16 protein-coding genes are annotated in these 20,480 nt (G+C 64.9%); 10 read left to right on the top strand and 6 right to left on the bottom strand.

Annotated elements, in window-relative coordinates; genetic code table 11:
• Position 1: 1 nt before the first annotated feature.
• Positions 2–2,365 carry a hydrogen gas-evolving membrane-bound hydrogenase subunit E gene (mbhE, locus tag IF10I1_RS09795; RefSeq protein ID WP_058899053.1) on the bottom strand — a complete coding sequence of 788 codons (2,364 nt, stop codon included), beginning with the start codon at positions 2,363–2,365 and terminating at the stop codon, positions 2–4.
• A gap of 249 nt (positions 2,366–2,614) precedes the next feature.
• Here mbhE and IF10I1_RS09790 point away from each other — a divergent pair, with 249 nt between their 5' ends.
• The 10 genes from IF10I1_RS09790 (at position 2,615) to IF10I1_RS09745 (ending at position 16,065) form a co-directional block, all read left to right on the top strand.
• Positions 2,615–3,199: an ANTAR domain-containing response regulator gene (locus IF10I1_RS09790; protein ID WP_050473100.1), complete on the top strand. Its 585-nt coding sequence runs from the start codon at positions 2,615–2,617 to the stop codon at positions 3,197–3,199.
• A 43-nt stretch (positions 3,200–3,242) separates the two neighbouring features.
• Positions 3,243–4,505 carry a CmpA/NrtA family ABC transporter substrate-binding protein gene (locus IF10I1_RS09785; RefSeq protein ID WP_186392618.1) on the top strand — a complete coding sequence of 421 codons (1,263 nt, stop codon included), beginning with the start codon at positions 3,243–3,245 and terminating at the stop codon, positions 4,503–4,505.
• Between the two features lie 351 nt (positions 4,506–4,856).
• Positions 4,857–6,146, top strand: a complete 1,290-nt coding sequence (locus IF10I1_RS09780; protein WP_186424470.1) for a CmpA/NrtA family ABC transporter substrate-binding protein — start codon at positions 4,857–4,859, stop codon at positions 6,144–6,146.
• A 70-nt stretch (positions 6,147–6,216) separates the two neighbouring features.
• Positions 6,217–7,113, top strand: a complete 897-nt coding sequence (gene ntrB / locus IF10I1_RS09775) for a nitrate ABC transporter permease (protein ID WP_186424469.1) — start codon at positions 6,217–6,219, stop codon at positions 7,111–7,113.
• A gap of 14 nt (positions 7,114–7,127) precedes the next feature.
• Positions 7,128–7,928: an ABC transporter ATP-binding protein gene (locus IF10I1_RS09770; RefSeq protein ID WP_055454259.1), complete on the top strand. Its 801-nt coding sequence runs from the start codon at positions 7,128–7,130 to the stop codon at positions 7,926–7,928.
• A gap of 5 nt (positions 7,929–7,933) precedes the next feature.
• Positions 7,934–10,399 (top strand): nitrite reductase large subunit NirB, encoded by a 2,466-nt coding sequence (nirB, locus tag IF10I1_RS09765; RefSeq protein ID WP_186424468.1) that lies wholly within the window; start codon positions 7,934–7,936, stop codon positions 10,397–10,399.
• 5 nt (positions 10,400–10,404) lie between these two features.
• Positions 10,405–10,767 carry a nitrite reductase small subunit NirD gene (gene nirD, locus IF10I1_RS09760; RefSeq protein ID WP_050473144.1) on the top strand — a complete coding sequence of 121 codons (363 nt, stop codon included), beginning with the start codon at positions 10,405–10,407 and terminating at the stop codon, positions 10,765–10,767.
• A complete protein-coding gene (locus IF10I1_RS09755) occupies positions 10,760–13,468 on the top strand; it encodes a nitrate reductase (RefSeq protein ID WP_186424467.1) in 2,709 nt (902 codons plus the stop codon). The genes nirD and IF10I1_RS09755 overlap by 8 nt, the downstream gene beginning before the upstream one ends.
• The gene (gene cysG, locus IF10I1_RS09750) at positions 13,443–14,975 is read left to right on the top strand and encodes a siroheme synthase CysG (protein ID WP_244293709.1); all 1,533 of its coding nucleotides are present in this window, start codon (positions 13,443–13,445) and stop codon (positions 14,973–14,975) included. Before IF10I1_RS09755 ends, cysG begins: the two co-directional genes overlap by 26 nt.
• Positions 14,976–15,018: 43 nt before the next feature.
• The gene (locus IF10I1_RS09745; RefSeq protein WP_186392612.1) at positions 15,019–16,065 is read left to right on the top strand and encodes a hypothetical protein; all 1,047 of its coding nucleotides are present in this window, start codon (positions 15,019–15,021) and stop codon (positions 16,063–16,065) included.
• 37 nt (positions 16,066–16,102) lie between these two features.
• Here IF10I1_RS09745 and IF10I1_RS09740 read toward each other — a convergent pair whose 3' ends face one another.
• From IF10I1_RS09740 to IF10I1_RS09720, 5 genes are all read right to left on the bottom strand, one after another.
• Entirely contained in the window at positions 16,103–17,011 is a 909-nt protein-coding gene (locus IF10I1_RS09740; protein ID WP_186392611.1) for a U32 family peptidase, read from the bottom strand.
• A gap of 4 nt (positions 17,012–17,015) precedes the next feature.
• Positions 17,016–17,993, bottom strand: a complete 978-nt coding sequence (locus IF10I1_RS09735; RefSeq protein WP_186392610.1) for a peptidase U32 family protein — start codon at positions 17,991–17,993, stop codon at positions 17,016–17,018.
• Positions 17,993–18,592 (bottom strand): SCP2 domain-containing protein, encoded by a 600-nt coding sequence (locus tag IF10I1_RS09730; protein ID WP_208977254.1) that lies wholly within the window; start codon positions 18,590–18,592, stop codon positions 17,993–17,995. The genes IF10I1_RS09735 and IF10I1_RS09730 overlap by 1 nt, the downstream gene beginning before the upstream one ends.
• A 123-nt stretch (positions 18,593–18,715) precedes the next feature.
• The gene (locus IF10I1_RS09725) at positions 18,716–19,366 is read right to left on the bottom strand and encodes a LysE family translocator (protein WP_186392609.1); all 651 of its coding nucleotides are present in this window, start codon (positions 19,364–19,366) and stop codon (positions 18,716–18,718) included.
• A gap of 194 nt (positions 19,367–19,560) precedes the next feature.
• On the bottom strand, positions 19,561–20,070 hold the full coding sequence (locus tag IF10I1_RS09720; protein ID WP_208977253.1) for a hypothetical protein: 510 nt from the start codon (positions 20,068–20,070) through the stop codon (positions 19,561–19,563).
• Between the last annotated feature and the right edge of the window lie 410 nt (positions 20,071–20,480).

Genomic DNA, 20,480 nt, shown 5'->3' with positions numbered 1-20,480 from the left:
GTCACTCCTTCGTGGTGGCTGGTGCGCTTATGGGCGTGCTTGCGGGCTTGCCTGCAGGTTTGCGGGCACCGCGCAGCAAGCCCCAGGCGGCGATGGTTGCGAGGGCGACGACGGCGATCTCACCCAGCGTGTCGATGGCGCGGTAATCCACGAGGATCACGTTGACGACGTTGCGGCCATAGGCCTCCAGGTAGCTGGTCTCGCCGAAATATTCGGACAGGCGCAGATCAACCGGGGTGACGCCGATGGAGGCAAGCGCGACGAACATGATCACGGCAAAGCCGGTGGCGATCAGGCCGTCGCGGCGGCGCTCGTTGACGCTGCGCGAATGACGGCGCCGCGAGGGCAGGCGCAGCAGCACCGCCGTCATCAGGATGACGATCAGCGTTTCAACAGCCGTCTGCGTCAGGGCGAGGTCCGGGGCACCGTTGAGCATGAACACCACGGCAGAACCGAAGCCGGTGACGCCCGCTGCCACGAGCCCGGCGATCAGCGAGCGCACGAAGACCGTTGCAATGGCGCCTGCAGCCGTGAGCAGCAGCACCAGCACCACGGAGATGCGGATGCGGCCTTCACCGGCCAGGAAGTCCCAGGACGGCGCGGCGAAGAAGGCGAAGGCAAGGCCTGCAATCACCGTCAGTAGCACGATGGTGGTGTAGCGGTGCTGGTCGCCGTTCTGCAGCACGCGGGTCGACAGGCGCGCCGTGTCCAGAAGGCCGTTGAGCGCCTTGTGATAGAAGCGGTCACCCAGCCAGGCATAGAACCGGTCATAGTGGCGCAGCGTGTTGTGGATGCGGGTCCACTGCAGCACGATCACGGCACCGATGGTGATGACCAGCGCCGACAGCATCAGCATCGGCGTCAGGCCGTGCCAGAGCTTGAAGGACACATCCACCGGCTGGCCGTAGAGGGCCGAAGCGGCAGGGGCGATGAGCCACTGGGCCACCGGACCCGGCACGAGGCCGATCAGGATGCCGCCGGCGGCCAGCAGCAGCGGACCCACGAGCAGGCCGGGCGTCTCGCCATGATGCACTTCGCTGACACGCTCGGCCTTGAAGTAGAACGGGCGGATCGACACCACACCGGCCACGCCCACCATGACCGCGTTGACGAGAACGGCAGCGGCGACGGGCAGGAAGTTCCAGTCGCTGGCAAGCTGTGCCTCGAACAGGTACTCCTTGGAGATGAAGCCGACGAAGGGCGGCAGGCCGGCCATCGACAGGCTGGCCAGCACGGCTGCAACCGCAGTGACCGGCAGGAAGCGGGCAAGGCCGCCGAGCCTGTTCAGGTTGGCTTCGCCCGTGGCATGGATGGCGGTGCCTGCACAGAAGAACAGCGCCGCCTTGTAAAGCGCGTGGGCGAGGATGAACCCGGCTGTTGCGACGGCCGCCACTTCCCCGGTCAGGCCGATCAGCATCACCAGAATGCCGAGCGAGGCGACGGTGGACTGGGCCAGCACGGCCTTGAAACCTTCGGCGCGCAGGGCCTGCAGGGCGGCGACGATCATGGTCAGCGAGCCGACGATGACGAGCGTCTGGCCGAAGGCGGGCATCCCGGCAAAGACGCCGTCAAACCGAGCCAGCAGGAACACGCCCAGCTTCACCATGGTGGCGGAATGCAGATAGGCGGAGGCCGGCGTCGGCGCGGCCATGGCATTCGGCAGCCAGAAGTGGAAGGGGAACTGCGCGCTCTTGGTGAAGGCGCCGATCATGATCAGCACCGCGATCGTCCCGGCCCAGGGGCTGGCAACAAGTTCGCCGGAGCGGGCCAGCACCTCGGTGAAGGAGAAGGTGCCCATGGTCATGCCGATGACGAGAATGCCCGCAAACAGCACCAGGCCGCCGCCGCCGGTGACGACCAGCGACTGCAGGGCAGACTTGCGCGCCGCTTCCTTGTGGCCGTCAAAGCCGATGAGCAGGAACGAGGCAAGGCTCGTCAGCTCCCAGAAGACGAACATGACGATCAGGTTGTCGGAGAGCACCGTGCCGAGCATCGCGGCCATGAACAGCAGGATGAGGCCGAGGAAGCGGCCAATCTCGGAACTGGGCTTTTCGGCGAAATAGGCGCCGGCATAGATCACCACCAGCGTGCCGATGCCGCTGATCAGCAGGCCGAAGAGCAGCGAGAAGCCGTCCAGGCGGAACGACAGCTCCACGCCCAGCGACGGCACCCAGGCCAGTTGCGCCGTCAGCGCCCCGCCGGATGCCACCTGTCCGGCCTGCATCAGCAGTGAGGCAAAGATGGCCAGGGGGATGAGGCACATCACCCAACCGGTATTGCGCCCCAGAAATGATGCGGCTGGCCGCGCAATCAATGCGCCCGCCAGTGCGGCAACTATGCTCCACTCAAAGCTCACGGCTTGCATCCCTCTTGCTGTTTGCCCTGTATTGGCAAGAGGCGTGCCAGTCGATTTTTCTCTTTATTATCAACGATTATAATGCTTTGTTCTGCTCCTCTATCCGGATTTCCGAACAAGAGAGCAGTGCCCCCGTCCGGAAATCCGGACAAGGGGGAGGGCGGGGCAACGGGCCTTTCGGGTCCTCTTGCGCGGCATGCCTATAAAACGGGCAGGGGGTGATATTGCGCTGCGGAAAAGCCCCGGCATAATCGCGCCATGGACGCAGCCCTGACCGTACTCGTGATCGATGAGAACGACATTCGCGCCTCGATCATCGAGCGCGGATTGCGGGAGGCTGGGCATGAGCGGGTGATCCTCCTGTCCAGCATGGACGGGCTGGTGCGCCGCATCGTCGAGATCGACCCGGATGTGATCGTCATCGACCTGGAAAACCCCAACCGTGACCAACTGGAGCATCTGTTTCAGGTGTCGCGCGCGGCCCAGCGGCCGATTGCCATGTTCGTCGACCGCTCGGAAAGCGGCATGGTCGCGGCGGCGGTGGAGGCTGGCGTGTCGGCCTATGTGGTCGATGGGCTGCGGCAGGAGCGGGTGAAGCCGATCCTCGACATGGCCATTGCCCGGTTCAACGCCTTCACCCGGCTGCAGCAGGAACTGGCCGAAGCACGCAACGCGCTGGAAGAGCGCAAGGTGGTGGAGCGGGCCAAGGGCATTTTGATGAAATCCCGCGGGCTCAGCGAGGAAGAAGCCTTCACGCTGCTGCGGCAGACGGCGATGAACGAGAAGAAGAAGATTGCGGACATCGCCCAGAGCGTGGTGACCGCAGCCGGGCTGCTGCTGTGAGCGGCAGGCCCGCGCGGGGGACGCGCAGAAGGAGCAGGACAGGATGAACGCACACCCGGCACATGCCCCCGATCTTCCCCTGCCCGGCAAGGGGCCGGGCCGGGAGCCGCGCGTGCTCAGGGCCGGCTTCATTCCGCTCGTTGACTCCTCGATCCTGCTGGCCGCTGCCGAGGCGGGCTTTGCCGAACGCGAAGGCCTGCGGCTGGAACTGGTGCGCGATGTCTCCTGGGCCAATGTGCGCGACCGGCTCGCCTTCCGGCAGTTCGACATTGCCCATATGCTCTCGCCCATGCCGGTGGCGGCGCAGCTTGGCCTTGGCTCCAACCCGTCGCCTGCGGTCACGCCCTTCTTTCTGGGGCAGGGCGGCAATGCCATCACGCTGGCGCTGCGGCTGTTCGAGGAAATGGCGGAACTTGCCGAAGGGGTGGAGCGGGCTGATGCGCTGGGCTGCGCCAGGGCTTTGGCGCTGGTGGTGCGGGCGCGGCGGGAAGGCGGCATGGCACCGCTTACGCTGGGCGTCACCTATCCGTTTTCCTCGCATAACTATGAGTTCCGCTACTGGCTGGCGGCTGGCGGCATTGATCCGGATGCGGATGTGCGGCTGGTGGTCGTGCCGCCGCCCATGACCTCCGATGCGCTGGAAGCAGGCGCCATTGACGGTTTCTGCGTCGGTGCGCCGTGGAACATGATTGCCTGCGAACGCGGTGTCGCGCGCATCGTTGCGGTCAAGCAGGACATCTGGCCGCTGGCGCCGGAAAAGGTGCTGGCCATGCGCCCCGAATGGGCCGATGCCAATCAGGACACGGTGATGCGGCTGATCGTGGCGCTCGACCGGGCGGCGCGCTGGTGTCAGGCGCCGGAGAACCATGATGACCTGGCCGCGATCCTGGCCGATCCGCGCTATCTGGGGGCACCGAAGGACATTCTGCGCCGCGTTCTCGCGGGCGAATTCAGCCTCGATGCCCATGGCCGGACCCGCCGGATCGACAGTTATTTCCGCTTTCACGGGCAGAGCTCCAATGTGCCGAGCCGCACGCTGGCGCTGTGGATCTACAGCCAGATGATCCGATGGGGGCAGGCCGGGTTTTCACAGGCGCTGGCAGAGAAGGCCGCAGGCTCCTGCCGTCCGGATCTCTACCGCATGGCCCTTGGAGCAGATGCGGATGCGGATCTGGAGGATGCCGCTCTGGCCGCAGCCGCCTTCATGGATGGCGCACGCTTCGATCCCCAGGACATCATGGCCCATGTGGAGGGCTTCCCGGTGCGCCGCAGACCCGGTGAGCCGGTGCCGCTGTCTGAAGTGTGAGTGGATTCAATTTGTGCAGATAAGTTGCTGCACTGCATGATGGTGCATAAAAAGGTGGCGGTTCTGATAAGCGCCTGCCGGAGGTTCAAAGCCTGGCTTCTTCAAAAGCCCTTGTAAATCAATATTCTACCGCAGTGGCACGCATCTGGCACGGCGCTTGCTTTTAAGATTGCAGTCCGGTCAACGGCGACCGGAACCATCGAACGCACATATCAGCGTTCACGAGAGACATCGACGTCGCTTGGTTTGCAGCCGGGAACCTCCCTTCCCGCGCGCAGTCACCGGGCGGCGTTTTTTGTTTTGGGCTCCAGGAAAAACAGAAGGGCCCGGGCAAAGAAGGGGACAGACACGATGAGCATCACCACAGCCGGCCTCAGCCGCCGCACCTTGTTGAAGTCCACCGCCGCCGCCGCCCTTGCCGGGGCTGTGAAGTCGGCCTTTCCCTCCGGCGCCTTTGCACAAGGGGCTGGGCCAGAGACAACCCGCGCCGTTCTCGGCTTCATCGCGCTCACCGATTCCGCGCCGCTGATCGTGGCCAAGGAGAAGGGGCTCTTCGCCAAATACGGCATGCCGGATGTGGAAGTGGTGAAGCAGGCCTCCTGGGGTACCACGCGTGACAATCTGGTGCTGGGCTCGCAAGGCAACGGCATCGATGGCGCGCATATCCTGACGCCGATGCCCTATCTGATCTCGGCCGGCAAGGTGACGCAGAACAACGTGCCGCTGCCGATGGTCATCCTCGCCCGCCTCAATCTGGATGCGCAGGGCATTTCTGTGGGCTCGGCCTACAAGGACCTGCAGGTGGGGCTTGATTCCAGCGTGCTGCGCGAGGTCTTTGCCGCCCGCAAGGCAGCCGGCAATCCGGCCAAGGCAGCGATGACCTTCCCTGGTGGCACCCATGACCTGTGGATCCGCTACTGGCTGGCGGCCGGCGGCATTGATCCGGACACGGACGTCGAAACCATCGTGGTGCCGCCGCCGCAGATGGTTGCCAACATGAAGGTTGGCACCATGGACTGCTTCTGCGTGGGTGAGCCCTGGAACGAGCAGCTGGTCAATCAGGGCATCGGCTTCACCGCCGTCAACACGGCGGAGCTGTGGAACAAGCACCCCGAGAAGTCGCTGGGCATGCGCGCCGACTGGGTGGAGAAGAACCCGCGCGCCGCGCAGGCTCTGCTGATGGCCGTCATGGAAGCAGCCCAGTGGTGCGATGACATGGCCAACAAGGAAGAACTGGCCGAAATCGTCGGCAAGCGCGCCTGGTTCAACGTTCCGGCCAAGGACATCGTTGACCGTCTGAAGGGCGAATATGACTACGGCAACGGCAAGCTTGTCGAGGACAGCCCGCATTTCATGAAGTTCTGGCGCGACCACGCCTCCTATCCGTTCCAGAGCCACGATGCCTGGTTCCTCACCGAAGACATCCGCTGGGGTAAGTTCGAGCATGGCACTGACATCAAGGCCATGATCGCAAAGGTCAACCGTGAAGACCTGTGGCGCGAGGCGGCCAAGGCGCTGGGCGTCTCCGATATTCCGGCATCCACCTCACGCGGGGTGGAAACCTTCTTCGACGGCAAGGTCTTCGATCCGGAAAACCCCGAAGCCTACCTGAAGAGCCTTGCGATTACGCGGATCGCCTGAAGGCAGCATGAGAGGTTCCGGAGCGGGGACGCACCGCTCCGGGACAGACGAAGACCCGAGGGAGAACCCGATGCCCCAGACCCAGCTGAAGATGAAGGACGCCGCGATACGCAAGGCCACGGCCAGCGTCATCGCCTTTACCCGCCCCATGAAGACAAGCAGCCATTTCACCCGCGCTCAGGCGCTTGCCCGCAGTGCGTCTGAAACGCTGCTGCCGCCCGTGATCACTCTCGCCGTGCTTCTGGCCATCTGGCAGATGCTGTGCTCCTCGCCCACTTCCAGCCTGCCTGCTCCTTCCAAGGTGCTGTCGGAGAGCTGGGATATCATCGTCCATCCGTTCTATGAAGGGCAGGGCATCGATCAGGGCATGTTCTGGCAGATCCTTGCCAGCCTGCAGCGAGTGGCTGTCGGTTATGCCCTCTCCGTGGTGGTGGGTATCGGCCTTGGGGTGCTCGTCGGCTCCAGCCAGTGGGCGATGCGCGGGCTCGATCCGATCTTCCAGGTGCTGCGCACCGTGCCGCCGCTGGCCTGGCTGCCCCTGTCGCTGGCCGCCTTTCAGGATGGCAGCCCGTCGGCCATCTTCGTCATCTTCATCACTGCCGTCTGGCCGATCATCATCAACACGGCGGTCGGCATCCGCAACATTCCGCAGGACTATCAGAATGTTGCCAGGGTGCTGCGGCTGAACGGCTTCGAGTATTTCGCCAAGATCATGCTGCCGGCTGCCGCGCCCTACATTTTCACGGGCCTGCGCATCGGCATCGGCCTGTCCTGGCTCGCCATCGTGGCGGCTGAGATGCTCATCGGCGGCGTTGGCATCGGCTTCTTCATCTGGGATGCGTGGAACTCGTCGCTGATCAGCGACATCATCGTCGCCCTCGTCTATGTCGGGGTCGTCGGCTTCTTCCTTGACCGTCTCATCGCCTTTGCTGGCCGCCTCGTCACCCGCGGCACTGCGAACGCCTGAACAGGAGAACCGGCATGGCACAGTCCTATCTTTCCCTGCAGCTCGTCTCCAAGACCTACGAGCGGGCGGGCCTCAAATCTGAAGTGCTGCGTGAGGTTTCCCTCAATGCGGACAAGGGCGAGTTCATCTCCATCATCGGACACTCCGGCTGCGGCAAGTCCACGGTGCTCAACATCATCGCGGGGCTGACCCCGGCGACGACGGGCGTCGTGTTTCTGGAAGGGCAGGTGGTGGATGCCCCTGGCCCGGAGCGGGCGGTTGTCTTCCAGAACCACAGCCTGCTGCCCTGGCTGACCGTCTACGAGAATGTCGATCTGGCTGTCTCCAAGGTGTTCCGCGGCCGCAAGAGCAAGGCCGAGCGGCACGACTGGGTGATGCACAATCTCGATCTGGTGCAGATGGCCCATGCCGGCAGCAAGCGCCCGGCGGAAATTTCCGGCGGCATGAAGCAGCGCGTCGGCATCGCCCGGGCGCTGTCCATGGAGCCCAAGGTGCTGCTGCTGGACGAGCCCTTCGGCGCGCTGGATGCGCTGACCCGCGCCCATCTGCAGGATGCGGTGATGGAGATCCACGCAAGGCTCGGCAACACCATGATCATGATCACCCATGACGTGGACGAGGCCGTGCTCCTGTCGGACCGCATCGTGATGATGACCAACGGCCCGGCCGCCTGCATCGGCGAGGTGCTGGAGGTGCCGATCGCGCGCCCGCGCAACCGCATCGAACTGGCCTCCGACCGCACCTATCTGAAGTGCCGCGAGGCTGTCCTGAAATTCCTCTACGAGCGTCACCGCTTCGTGGAAGCGGCGGAGTGACACCCATGCGCCAGAAACTCGTTATCGCCGGCAATGGCATGGCTCCGGGGCGGATGCTGGAGCATCTGCTGGAGCAGGCGCCGGACCTTTACGACATCACCATCTTCAATGCCGAACCGCGCGTGAACTACGACCGCATCATGCTGTCGCCGGTTCTTTCGGGCGAAAAGGCCTTCGAGGACATCATCATCCACGGCGATGGCTGGTATATCCGCAACGGCATCACCCTCTACAAAGGCCATCGCATCACCACCATCGACCGTGAGGCAAAGACGGTCACCTCCGATCAGGGCGAGATTGCAGCCTACGACAAGCTGGTGATCGCCACCGGCTCGGTGCCCTTCATCTTGCCCGTGCCGGGCAAGGACCTGAGAGGCGTCATCACCTACCGCGATCTGGATGACGTGGACGCCATGCTGCTGGCCGCGCAGGCCCGCGAGACGGCGGTGGTCATCGGCGGCGGTCTGCTGGGGCTGGAAGCGGCTGCCGGGCTGAAGGCGCGCGGCATGGATGTCACCGTGCTGCACGTGATGCCGACGCTGATGGAGCGTCAGCTTGATCCGGCGGCAGGCTATCTGCTGCAGTGCTCGCTGGAAGGGCGCGGCATCAAGGTGATGACCCGCGCCAACACGCAGGCGCTGCTGGCCGATGACACCGGCAAGGTCCGTGCGGTGGCGCTTCAGGATGGCACGGAGGTTCCCGCGACGCTCGTCGTCATGGCGGCGGGCATCCGCCCCAACGCAGGCCTTGCCCGCGAGGCAGGTCTTGAGGTGAACCGGGGCATCCTCGTCGATGACCACATGCGCACCAGCGATCCGGATATCTTCTCCCTCGGCGAATGCGCCGAAGTGGGCGGGCAGGTCTATGGCCTCGTCGCGCCGCTTTATGAGATGGCGCGGGTGCTGGCGGGCGAGCTGGCAAAGCCGGTAACGGGCGCTGATGTCAAAGGCTTCGTCCATCAGGACACGCCCACCAAGCTGAAGGTGACGGGCATTGACCTGTTCTCGCTGGGCGACTTTGCCGAAAGCGAGGACCGCGAGGAAATCGTCCTGCGCGATGCCAGCGCGGGCGTCTACAAGCGGCTGATCCTCAAGGACAACCGCATCATCGGTTCGGTTCTCTTCGGCGAGACCGGCGATGCCGCATGGTTTGCGGATCTGAAGAAGAAGGGCACGGATATTTCGGATCTGCGCGAGACGCTGATCTTCGGGCAGGCCTTCCAGGGAGGGGGCGCACTGGACCCTACGGCGGCCGTTGCGGCGTTGGCGGATGATGCGGAAATCTGCGGCTGCAACGGCGTATGCAAGGGAACCATCGTCTCGGCCATCACGGCCAAGGGCCTGACCAGCCTTGAGGAGGTCCGCGCCCACACCAAGGCATCCGCCTCCTGCGGCAATTGCACGGGGCTGGTGGAAAAGGTGATGCAGTTGACGCTTGGCGACAAGTTCCAGGCGCAGGCGGTGAAGCCCATGTGCGGCTGCACCACGCATAGCCACGACGAGGTGCGCCGCCTGATCAAGGCGAAGAAGCTGAAATCCATTCCGGCGGTGATGCAGGAGCTGAACTGGTCCACCTCCGGCGGCTGCGCCAAGTGCCGGCCTGCGCTCAATTACTATCTGATGGCCGATTGGCCGGGCGAATATGAGGATGACAGCCAGTCGCGCTTCATCAACGAGCGCGTCCACGCCAACATCCAGAAGGACGGTACCTATTCCGTGGTGCCACGCATGTGGGGCGGCATGACCTCGGCCTCGGAACTGAGAGCCATCGCCGATGTGGTGGACAAATTCGCCATTCCCGCCGTCAAGGTCACCGGCGGCCAGCGCATCGACATGCTGGGGGTGAAGAAGGAAGACTTGCCCGCCGTCTGGGAGGATCTCGGCAAGGCCGGCTTCGTCTCCGGCCACGCCTATGCCAAGGGGCTGCGCACGGTGAAGACCTGTGTCGGCTCGGACTGGTGCCGCTTCGGCACGCAGGATTCCACCGGTCTGGGTGTGCGGCTGGAGAAGTTCCTCTGGGGCTCCTGGACGCCGGCCAAGGTGAAGCTGGCCGTCTCCGGCTGCCCGCGCAACTGCGCCGAGGCCACCTGCAAGGACGTGGGCGTCATCTGCGTCGACAGCGGCTACGAGATCCATTTCGCAGGGGCTGCCGGGCTCGACATCAAGGGCACGGATGTTCTGGGCCTTGTCCATACCGAGGATGAGGCGCTGGAGCACATCACGGCGCTGATCCAGATGTACCGCGAGCAGGGCCATTATCTGGAGCGCATCTACAAGTGGGCCAAGCGCATCGGCCACGACGAGGTGCGCCGCCAGATCATGGAAGATGGCGACCGCCGCCGCGCCTATTTCGAGCGCTTCGTCTATTCGCAGAAATTCGCGCAGACCGACCCCTGGTCCGAGCGTGTCTCGGGCAAGGACAAGCATGAATTCCGGCCCATGGCCGTGCTGGGACTGGAGGCGGCGGAATGAACGCGATGACACCAGACTGGATCGAGATCGGCAGCCTGTCCGACATTCCCCGCTCGGGCGCCCGTGTCGTCAAGACACCCGCGGGCTGTATCGCCCTGTTCCGCACCGAGGCGGATGAAGTCTATGCGCTGGACGACCGCTGCCCCCACAAGGGCGGCCCATTGAGCGAGGGCATCGTCCATGGGCGGCATGTCACCTGTCCGCTGCACAACTGGGTGTTTGACCTTGCAACGGGTCTGGCTCAAGGGGCGGATGAGGGGGCTGTGGCGACGACGCCTGCCCGTGTCGAAGGCGGGAGAGTGTTCCTCACCCGCGCCGCGCTGACCCTGCATGGCCGGACCGCGCAAGGGGAGAAGCTGGATGGCTGAAACCACCCGCACCGCCTGCCCCTATTGCGGTGTCGGCTGCGGCGTGCTGGCCACCCGGCATGACGATGGCTCCGTCACCGTGAAGGGCGATCCGGAGCATCCCTCCAACTTCGGACGGCTCTGTTCCAAGGGCTCGGCGCTGGCGGACACGCTGGCGCTGGAGGGCCGCCTGCTCCATCCGGAAATCGGCGGCCGCCGGGCCTCCTGGGACATGGCGCTCGATCTCGTCGCCCGCCGGTTCAACGAGGCCATCCGCGAGCATGGGCCGGACAGCGTGGCCATCTACGGCTCCGGCCAGCTGCTGACAGAGGACTATTACGCCGCCAACAAGCTGATGAAGGGCTTCATCGGTTCGGCCAACATCGACACCAACTCCCGCCTGTGCATGGCCTCTTCCGTGGCTGGCCACCGGCGGGCCTTCGGGTCTGATACGGTGCCGGGCAGCTATGAGGATCTGGAAGAGGCAGACCTTGTGGTGCTGGTGGGCTCCAATCTTGCCTGGTGCCATCCGGTGCTGTTTCAGCGGCTGGAGGCAGCCAAGGCGGCGCGACCGTCCCTGCGGGTTGTCACCATCGATCCGCGCCGCACGGCCACCAGCGAACTGGCGGATCTGCATCTCTCCATCCGCCCGGATGGGGACACGGCGCTGTTTGCAGGGCTGCTGGCCTATCTTGACGAGGGCGGGCGCATCGACCGGGCTTATGTGCGCCAGCATGTGAACGGGCTTGAGGAAGCGCTGGCCATTGCCCGCCAGTGGCCGGTGAGCGCCGTGGCTGCGGCAACGGGGCTTTCTCCGGCTGAAACCGGTGCCTTCTTCGAGCTTTTCGCCCGCACGCAGAAGGTGGTGACGGTCTACAGCCAGGGCGTCAACCAGTCCGTCTCCGGCACGGACAAGGTCAACGCTATTCTCAACGTGCATCTTGCCACGGGCCGCATCGGCGAGCCCGGCATGGGGCCGTTTTCCGTCACCGGCCAGCCCAATGCCATGGGTGGGCGCGAGGTGGGCGGCCTTGCCAACATGCTCGCCGCCCATATGGATCTCGACAATCCGGCGCACCGGGACATCGTGCAGGGCTTCTGGAATGCACCGAAGCTGGCGGCCAAACCCGGCCTGAAGGCGGTGGAACTGTTCGATGCCATGCACGAGGGCCGCATCAAGGCGGTCTGGATCATGGCCACCAACCCGGTGGACAGCCTGCCGGATGCGGACCGGGTGCGCGAGGCCTTGGGCCGCTGCCCCTTCGTCGTGGTCTCCGATGTGCTGCGTGATACGGACACCATCCGCCACGCCCATGTGCTGCTGCCCGCCGCCGCCTGGGGCGAGAAGGACGGCACGGTGACCAATTCCGAGCGGCGCATTTCCCGCCAGCGCGCCTTCCTGCCGCTGCCGGGCGAAGTTCTGCCCGACTGGGCCATCATCTCCGCCGTGGCGCGGCGCATGGGGCATGGTGAGGCTTTCGGCTACACCAGCCCGGCGGACATCTTCGCCGAACATGCCGCCCTGTCCGGCATTGCCAACAACGGCAGCCGTGATTTCGATATCAGCGCCCATGCGGGGATCAGCCAGCCGGATTATGACGCGCTGGAGCCCTTCCTCTGGCCTGCGCCCGCTGACGGGAAAGGCCCGGAAGATGGCCGCTTCTTTGCGCAAGGCGGGTTCTTCACGCCCGACCGCAAGGCGCGGATGGTGCCGGTGGTGCCCGCTGCAACCGGGCCGGAAGAGGAGGGCCTGCTGACGCTCAACACCGGCCGCATCCGCGACCAGTGGCACACCATGACGAGAACTGGCCGGGCAGCGCGGCTGCTGACCCATATCGCCGAGCCCTTCGCCGAAATTCATCCCGATGATGCCGCTGTGCACGGTATCGCGGCGGCGGATCTGGTGGAGATTTCGAATGCTCAAGGCAGCGTTCTCGTCCGTACCGTGGTGACGGACCGGGTGCGCCGGGGCGAGGTTTTCGTGCCGATGCACTGGACCGGGCAATTCGCCGCCCGCGCCCGCATCGATGTTCTGGCCGGGCGCCAGCGCGATCCGCATTCCGGCCAGCCGGGTCTCAAGCGCAATGCGGTGCGCATCTCGTCCGTCGCGGCCTGCTGGCACGGCTTTGCGGTGCTCTCCCGCGCGCCGGAGCATCTGCCCTTCGCCTATTGGGCCCTTGCCCCGCTGGCTGATACCGGCGCCAGCGAAGCGGTGAAGATCGAGTTTGCCACGCTGGAAGAGGACGTGCCGGAAGAGATCGCGGCAGATCTCCTGCGCCGCTGCACCATCGGCGGGGTAGGCAAGCCGGAGCAGATGTCCTTCCATGCGGCCTCTGACGGGCTTTACCGCTGCATGGTCTGGCAGGACGGGGTGCTGGCGGGTGCCGTATTCCTCGCCCGCACGCCGGTTGCCGTTTCCCGCAGCTGGGCCAGCAGCCTGCCCGGCACGCGCGACGATGGCCCCGCCACCCGCTGGCGCCTGCTCGCCGGGCGCCCGGCAGCGGATGTGCCGGACAAGGGGCCGGTGGTCTGCACCTGCTTCCAAATTGGGGCTAATGAAATCCGCCGCGCCGCCGCTGAGGGCTCTGGCACGGTGGCTGCCATTGGTGCCTGCCTGGGCGCTGGCAGCAACTGCGGCTCCTGCCGCCCGGAAATCGCCCGCCTGCTGGCGGAGTGCAAACCTCATGAGGAGGCGCATGACCATGCTGCACGTTCAGCCTGAAACCTCTGGCCTTTCGCCTCGTTGCGCCCGCCCGCAGCGTCCTGCCCGGATGGAGCCTCTGGCCGTGCTGCCGGTGTTCCTGCCGCTTACGGGCCGCAAGGCGGTGCTGGCCGGGGGCGGGGAGCCTGCCGCCTGGAAAGCCGAGCTGCTGCTGGCCGCAGGGGTGGAATTGTACCTCTTCACGGACAACCCTTGCGAGGATCTGGCGGCGCTGCTGGCGGATCCGGCGCTGAGCCCGCGCATCCATCATGCTTGCCGGATCTGGCAGCCGGAAGATCTCACCGGCGCTGCCCTTGCCATTGCTGATGCCGAAGATGACGAGGATGCTGCAGCCTTCTTCGCGGCGGCCCGTGCGGCGGGTGTGCCGGTGAATGTCATCGACCGGCCGGCCTTCTGCCAGTTCCAGTTCGGCGGCATCGTCAACCGCTCGCCGCTGGTCGTCGGCATCTCCACCGATGGCGCGGCCCCCGTTCTGGGCCAGACGGTGCGCCAGAAGATCGAAACCCTGCTGCCGCCCGGCCTCTCCCGCTGGGCGCAGCTTGCTGCCCGTATTCGCGCGGCGGTGAGTGAACGGCTGGAAAGCGTGGCCTTGCGGCGGCGCTTCTGGCGGCAGTTCAGCGAGGCCGCCTTTGCGCGCGGGGCGCCGAAAGTCGAGGAGGATTTCGGCGCCCTTATCGATCACTTGGCGGAAGAGGTCCCTGCCACCGGCGAGGTGGTTCTGGTGGGGGCAGGCCCCGGCGATGCCGCCCATCTGACGCTTGGCGCCATGCGGGCGCTGCAGTCGGCGGATGTGATCCTGTTTGACGATCTCGTCAGCGCCGAAGTGCTGGAGCTTGCCCGCCGCGAGGCGAAACGCATGCTCGTCGGCAAGCGCGGCGGGCGGGAGAGCTGCGCGCAGGAGGACATCAACGACATGATGGTTTCACTCGCCCGGCAGGGGCGCAAGGTGGTGCGGCTGAAATCCGGCGATCCGATGGTCTTCGGCCGGGCAGGGGAGGAAATCGCCCGCCTCGAAGCTGAAGGCATCCCCGTTTCCGTGGTGCCGGGCATCACGGCGGCCTCGGCCATGGCGGCGCGTCTCAAAGTGTCGCTCACCCACCGTGACCATGCCCAGAGCCTGCGCCTGATGACCGCCCATTCCCGCCACGGCGGCCTGCCGGATACGCTGGACCTGTCAGGCCGGGCTACGTCGGATGCCACCACGGTGTTCTACATGGGCCGCCGCATGGCCGACAGCCTGCGCCAGCGCCTTCTGTCGGAGGGCGTCTCCCCCGACTTGCCCGTGGTGGCCCATGGCTCCGTCAGCCGCCCGGAGGAGAAGATCTGGACCGGCCGCCTTGCAGACCTCACCAGCACCGCCATGGCAGCCTTCGGCGACGCCCCGGTGCTGATCGGCATAGGACAGGTCTTTGCGGCGGCGAAGGCAGGAGAAGAGGAGGCCGGTTTGCCGGTTATCCAGCATCATTCCATCAGCGGTGGAACTTTCGCCACTTTCCAGCGATTGTAGTGCGCCTGTATGTCAGTTTTGCCGAAGTCCCGGAAAGTGTTGAATGAATGAACTGATTTCCGGAACGGCTTCCGCCCGGCGGTGGCGGATGCTGTTTCCTGTGCTGCTCGCCTGTGTCTTTTACCTTCTTTTCTCACGAGCGCCCGTTCCCGGCCTTCCGGAGATGATGGCCGAAGGGGTTTTGTCGGGCCGTGACGGCTCAGAGCACTTGTCACTGATGGCGCTTGGCGCCATCTCGCTGGTGACTGTGCTGGGCTTTGCAGAGATCCTCCGGGTCCTTGCTCCGTCCTTGATGGCCCGATGCGAGACGACGCGGTTTTATGGCGCCGTCATTGGCCTCCTGGTGATTGCCGTCACGGTGCTGCAGGGGAGTGGCATTCTTCAGGCCTTCATGGCCATGGGTTACACGCAGGACAGGCCTTTGGCTCTGTTCGTAGGCCTTGCCAGTTTTGCCGGTGTCTCGCTGCTCCTGCTCTGGTTTGAAGGGATGATCAGGCTGCCAGGGCTGGACAGCGGCATCTGGGTTCTTCTAGCTATTCCTGCTTTCGCCACCCTGTTCAGCTGGCTGCCTCAGGCGTTCGAAATGCTCCGCTATGGCATTCCCCTTACGGATTATCTGTTGCTCTCGGCCTTTGTTCTGTCGGTAATCGTGCTCGCGGCCGGTGCCTGCTTGCTGCTGTCTGCCGGTTCGAGGCGGCCCGATGCCCTCAGGATGCTGCTCTGGCCGCCGGTTCTCGCCAATGGTCTTCTGGTGTATCTGGGGCCGTTGGTGATGGTGTTCCTGCCTGAGACGCACCAGTATGACCCTGCGGCGTGGACGCTCATTGAGGTGGTCCTTCTGGTGCCGCTCATGGCAGCCTTCGTCTTTGGCTATTGCCGCATTTACGGCAAGGGCACCGGTGCAGACGGCAAGCCGGCGCTCCACCCTGCCATGCTTGCCGTTCCGGTGCTCGCGGTGCAGGTCTTCATTTTCGCCGGTTCCAAGCTCCTCAATGTGTTTGCTGAGCTGCCGGTGATGATCGAAGGCTATATGCTGACAGTCTGTGTCGCCGTCATGTTCAGCCTGCTGCAATTGCTCCGCCGGGCTTGACCAACTCTCGATGAGTCCAGCTTATCGAGAGTTGGTATCAGACCTGCGCATGCAGGGGATTGCCGGACCATGAAACACCGGCGGCCCCTTCCAGAAAGCCGTCGCAGAAAGCGCCGCCCGGCGCATGGGGGAGGGCTTTGGCGCTCATCTCCTCTGCGCCGATGCGCCCTTGCACCAGATCATCGAACAGGCTGACCACCTCGAAGAAGCCTTGCGTCTGCGGCGAGAGCCTGAGACCACGCACACCAGCGTTCTTCAGGCGCGGCAGGGTGTGGGCCATGTTGGCGCATTGGGCCGAGAGCGTCTGCACGCCGTTGATGGCCAGAAACTCCTGCCCGTCCAGCGTATCCACCGCCAGCCCGTCCGGATCATCGGCGCAGACGAACTGGCACTGGTCCTTGGCCCGGTCGTGATAGCGGGCGTGATAGCAGCGGCCGGAAATCGCCAGCGGCAGGCGGCCCCAGCCCCAGACCTCCACCGGCACAGGGCCTGCGGCCGCAGCCAGCTGCTCCACCGATGCCATGGGCAGTTCCGGCGGCAGGCAGAAACGCACGGCACCGCGTGCCTTCAGGAAGGACACGGTTCCCTCGTTGTAGACGTTGATCAGGGGACCCGCCGAAAAGGCGGCGCCTTTCGGCAGATGCGCGAGGGCGGTGATGTCATTTACCTCCACTTCAAGGCCCATGTCCGCCAGTTCGGCGGTCTGCTTGCGTTCGCGCTTCAGGGTGACCAGCGCAAGGCTTGTCACCGCCACCTCCTTGCCGCCCGCCTGCAGCCGCTCGACTGCTTCCGGTAGGCGCATCTGATAGAAGGGCAGGCGCTTGGAACAGACCAGTTCGCCGATGACGACGCGCTTCACGCCCGGTGTTTCGGCCAGCCTTGCATAGAAATCACTCCACGCTCCGGCGTCCCAGAAGCCCATCACTGGGCCAACCGTCAGCTCCATCCTGTCATCTCCAGATCTTGTTATAGGCCCCGGCGGTGGAGCTTTGACCCTCGGTCAGCTGCGCCAGCATGCCAGCGGGCACGGGGCGGCCTGCTTCCAGCGCCTCCACGGCGGCGCGGAAGTTGCGCACCACCTGCGACACATAGGCCCGCGACCGCTGGCGGCCCTCGATCTTCAGCGCCGACACCCCGGCCCGCGCCAGCGCGGGCAGCAGTTCGGAGGCATCAAGGCTTGCCGGGTCTTCGAAGACGTAACCCGTGCGGGCACCCACCTTGAAACAGCCTTTGCACAGGGTGGGGTAGGGGGCCGCTTCCCCCTTGGCCGAGCGGTGAATGGTGTAGCCGCCCAGCCGTGCAGCCAGATCCTGGCCCTCTTCAGCATATTCCACATGGCTTGCGGGCGAGCAGACGCCGTTCATGTTGGGCGAACGGCCGGTGATGTAGGACGACAGGGAGCAGCGTCCTTCCGCCATGACGCAGAGCCCGCCGAAGATGAACACCTCCGTCTCGACGCTGATCTCGCGGTTGATGGCGGCGATCTCCTCGACGCTCAGCACGCGCGGCAGCACCACCCGCTTCACATCGAAGGTCTCTGCATAGAAGTTGATGACATCGGGGTTTGCCGCTGCCGCCTGCACGGACAGATGCCGCCGCAGGCTGGGATGCCGCTCCGCCGCATAGGCGATGAGGCCGAGATCGGCCAGGATCACAGCATCGGCTCCCGCCTGTTCCGCATCGGCGACGGCGCGGTGCCACAGGTCCTCGTTTCCGGCGCGTGGGAAGGTGTTGATCGCCACCAGCACCTTTGCCCCGCGTGCATGGGCATAGGCGACGCCCGCCGCCAGTTCCTCGCGGGAGAAGTTGAGGCCGGGGAAGTTGCGGGCGTTGGTGTCATCGGCAAATCCGCAATAGATGGCATGGGCACCGGCGTCGGTGGCAGCTCTCAGGGCCGCAGGCGTTCCGGCAGGGCAGACGAGTTCCATCACCGGAAAGCCTCCATGGATGCCGGGCGGCTCAGCGGCACGCCGGTCATCGACTGTAGCAGGGCAATCACCCGGTTGGCGGCTCCTGCGAGCGGGCCGGTGAGGCGGGCGATTTCCGCGCCCAGATCCAGCTCCGCATCATCAATGGCATTGCGCAGGGCAAGGGCTGCCGAAGTGTCGCCCTCAATGGTGAGATCGCGGGAGAAGAACAGCGCATCCCCGTCCCAGACCCCATGCACCAGTCCGACAAGCGCCGCCAGCTTTCCGGTGATGCGCGCATCGGCGGCGGGCGGGGTGGCATGCAGGGTGATGGTCAGCGGCTCCTGCGACAGGTCCATCAGGAAGGTCAGCGGCACGTCGCTGGCCGTCAGCGCGAAGCGGCTGTGGCGGTAGGCGCCGAGCCGGGTCATCAGGCCGGGATGGCGCGCCACGATCTGCCGCGCCGCGCCCGTCAGCACGAATGCCGCAGGCGCAGCGGGGGCAAGGCGCAGGCCGAGAGCCAGAAACGGCGGCATTTCGGGAATGGACGGGGGCTGGCCAGCGCCAGAGGGGGTGTCAGGGCTGGTACCTGGGCTGGTATTGGGGCCTGAGGACATCATGCAGGGGCTCCGTCTGTCGCGTTGCCCGGCACCATAGGCAGCGCAACCGGCGCTGTAGTTGATGCGCATCAACTCCAGCGGCCTATCCCGCGTGTTCCTGATCCCGTTCCTCGTCTTTGGCGTTCAACTGCGCCGTTCAAGAGCCAGCTTGAGGCCGAAGGCGACCAGGACGGAGCCGGTGAGCCCGTCGATGCCGCGCGTGAAGGACGGGCGGCGCAGCAGTCCGGCAATGGGCCGGGTCGCCAGAATGATCACGGCAAACCAGAGCGTGCCCATCAGCCCATGGATGGCGGCAAGCCCGGTGCTGAAGGCGGTGACGGGCACATCCGCCGGAATGAACTGCGGCAGGAAGCTGACATAGAAGACGCCGACCTTGGGGTTCAGCAGATTGGTCATCAGCCCGCGCCAGAACCAGCCCCGGCTGGCGCTCTGGCCTGCGGCAACTTCAGCGGCGGCCTTTTCCAGCTGCGCCGGATCGGCAGGGCGCAGGGCGGCGCGGAGCATCTTGAAGCCCAGCCAGATGAGATAGGCCGCCCCGGCAAACTGCATCACCCGGTAGGCCGCCTCGGAAACAGCCAGCAGTGCCCCCAGTCCCACGGAGGCGGCAAAACCCCAGGTGATGACGCCAGCGGAAATGCCAAGCCCCGCAGCAAAGGCCTGTTTCGGGCCTTCCACGGTCGCCGTGCGCAGCACCAGCGCCGTGTCCAGTCCCGGTGTCAGGGTGACGAGGGCGGCTGCAATCGAAAAGGCGATGATGGCTGAAACCGGGTCCATGGCTGTCTCCGCAAGCCGGAAGGGCAGGCCGTCATATTGCAGCTTTGGCAGGGGCGGCCAAGTGAGAAAACTTCAGTTCTCGCAAACTGCAGGGTCTCTCGATCGTCATCCCGGACGCGCTCTGCGCGATCCGGGACCGGTGAGCCGAGGTGCAAGTTGACTGCCCGCAGGTGCTGGAATAGATAGGCCTTGGCTCACCGGTCCCGGATCTCCGCTTCGCTGCGTCCGGGATGACGATTTAGAGGCTCACTTAAGAGCGCCTCGGCGCGCGGGGAAAGCGGGCAGCCGCGATCTTTCAGCAGGGCGATGGCCTCCCGCGTCAGCGCCTTGTTGGCGGTGTTGCCGGTGAAGGTGGTGGAGGAGTTGGCAAACTCGATGCAGATGTTCTGCGTGCCGATGCTGTGCCGGTAGTCCACCCGGGAGATATTGCCGTAGGGCTCGGTGCGGGTACGGATGACCTTGCATTCCACGTGGTCAGGATGAAACACCAGCCTGGGATTGATCGAATTGGTCGAACGCGCCAGCCACGGCACATATTTGCGCCCCGAGAACCCGGCCACCAGTGGAATGATATAACTGCCGTTCTCCTGCGTGATCCTTGCAGCCTTGGCCCGGTCGAGACGGCTTTTGATCATGAGGTAGAATACGCCGAAGAACATCGCAAAACACGTGACGAACAGCGCGGTGAAGAGGGCAAGTTCCATGCGGCGGTCCTTTCACCGGGGGATGTGTTTACATCAGTCGAAAGGAAGAGGATCGGGCTTTTGTTTTGCCGCTGCGTCCCTCTCCCCATTTGAGAGGGAGATGTCTGCGTCAGCAGACAGAGGGGGAGAGCAGCGTCTCAGCACAGTACCATCTCTCTCATAAACGGATAGTCAGATACCTCGTCTGCCGCCTCAATGGGCTATCGGATTCAGATCAGGTTCGGACACTGCCCGCGGCGATGCGCCTGATCTGTGGCAGGGCCTCTCCGCTCCCCTCCCCACGAGGGGCAGGGGAATCGCGTATGTCGAATAAGGGGTTGTTTTACTGAGGCAAATCGATTCATGAGTTCTCCGTCCCGGGAGGTTGCGATGAGTAGATTTGCCGCTTGTTTTGAAGCTTTGCCTGATCC

Origin of the sequence: Pannonibacter sp. I15F10I1, from assembly GCF_900185665.1 — a bacterium.
Taxonomy (GTDB): domain Bacteria; phylum Pseudomonadota; class Alphaproteobacteria; order Rhizobiales; family Stappiaceae; genus Pannonibacter; species Pannonibacter indicus.
Note: the sequence above shows the minus strand (reverse complement) of the source record. Positions and strands in the feature narration are given on the sequence as shown.

Bases quoted from the DNA above. Each gene is read 5' to 3' on its own strand.
- IF10I1_RS09740 (WP_186392611.1), bottom strand. From the start codon at position 17,011: ATGGAGCTGACGGTTGGCCCAGTGATGGGCTTCTGGGACGCCGGAGCG.
- IF10I1_RS09725 (WP_186392609.1), bottom strand. From the start codon at position 19,366: ATGGACCCGGTTTCAGCCATCATCGCCTTTTCGATTGCAGCCGCCCTC.
- IF10I1_RS09720 (WP_208977253.1), bottom strand. From the start codon at position 20,070: ATGGAACTTGCCCTCTTCACCGCGCTGTTCGTCACGTGTTTTGCGATG.
- mbhE (WP_058899053.1), bottom strand. From the start codon at position 2,365: ATGCAAGCCGTGAGCTTTGAGTGGAGCATAGTTGCCGCACTGGCGGGC.
- nirB (WP_186424468.1), top strand. From the start codon at position 7,934: ATGCGCCAGAAACTCGTTATCGCCGGCAATGGCATGGCTCCGGGGCGG.
- nirD (WP_050473144.1), top strand. From the start codon at position 10,405: ATGACACCAGACTGGATCGAGATCGGCAGCCTGTCCGACATTCCCCGC.
- IF10I1_RS09745 (WP_186392612.1), top strand. From the start codon at position 15,019: ATGAATGAACTGATTTCCGGAACGGCTTCCGCCCGGCGGTGGCGGATG.
- IF10I1_RS09730 (WP_208977254.1), bottom strand. From the start codon at position 18,592: ATGATGTCCTCAGGCCCCAATACCAGCCCAGGTACCAGCCCTGACACC.
- IF10I1_RS09755 (WP_186424467.1), top strand. From the start codon at position 10,760: ATGGCTGAAACCACCCGCACCGCCTGCCCCTATTGCGGTGTCGGCTGC.
- IF10I1_RS09790 (WP_050473100.1), top strand. From the start codon at position 2,615: ATGGACGCAGCCCTGACCGTACTCGTGATCGATGAGAACGACATTCGC.
- IF10I1_RS09735 (WP_186392610.1), bottom strand. From the start codon at position 17,993: ATGGAACTCGTCTGCCCTGCCGGAACGCCTGCGGCCCTGAGAGCTGCC.
- ntrB (WP_186424469.1), top strand. From the start codon at position 6,217: ATGCCCCAGACCCAGCTGAAGATGAAGGACGCCGCGATACGCAAGGCC.
- cysG (WP_244293709.1), top strand. From the start codon at position 13,443: ATGACCATGCTGCACGTTCAGCCTGAAACCTCTGGCCTTTCGCCTCGT.
- IF10I1_RS09770 (WP_055454259.1), top strand. From the start codon at position 7,128: ATGGCACAGTCCTATCTTTCCCTGCAGCTCGTCTCCAAGACCTACGAG.
- IF10I1_RS09785 (WP_186392618.1), top strand. From the start codon at position 3,243: ATGAACGCACACCCGGCACATGCCCCCGATCTTCCCCTGCCCGGCAAG.
- IF10I1_RS09780 (WP_186424470.1), top strand. From the start codon at position 4,857: ATGAGCATCACCACAGCCGGCCTCAGCCGCCGCACCTTGTTGAAGTCC.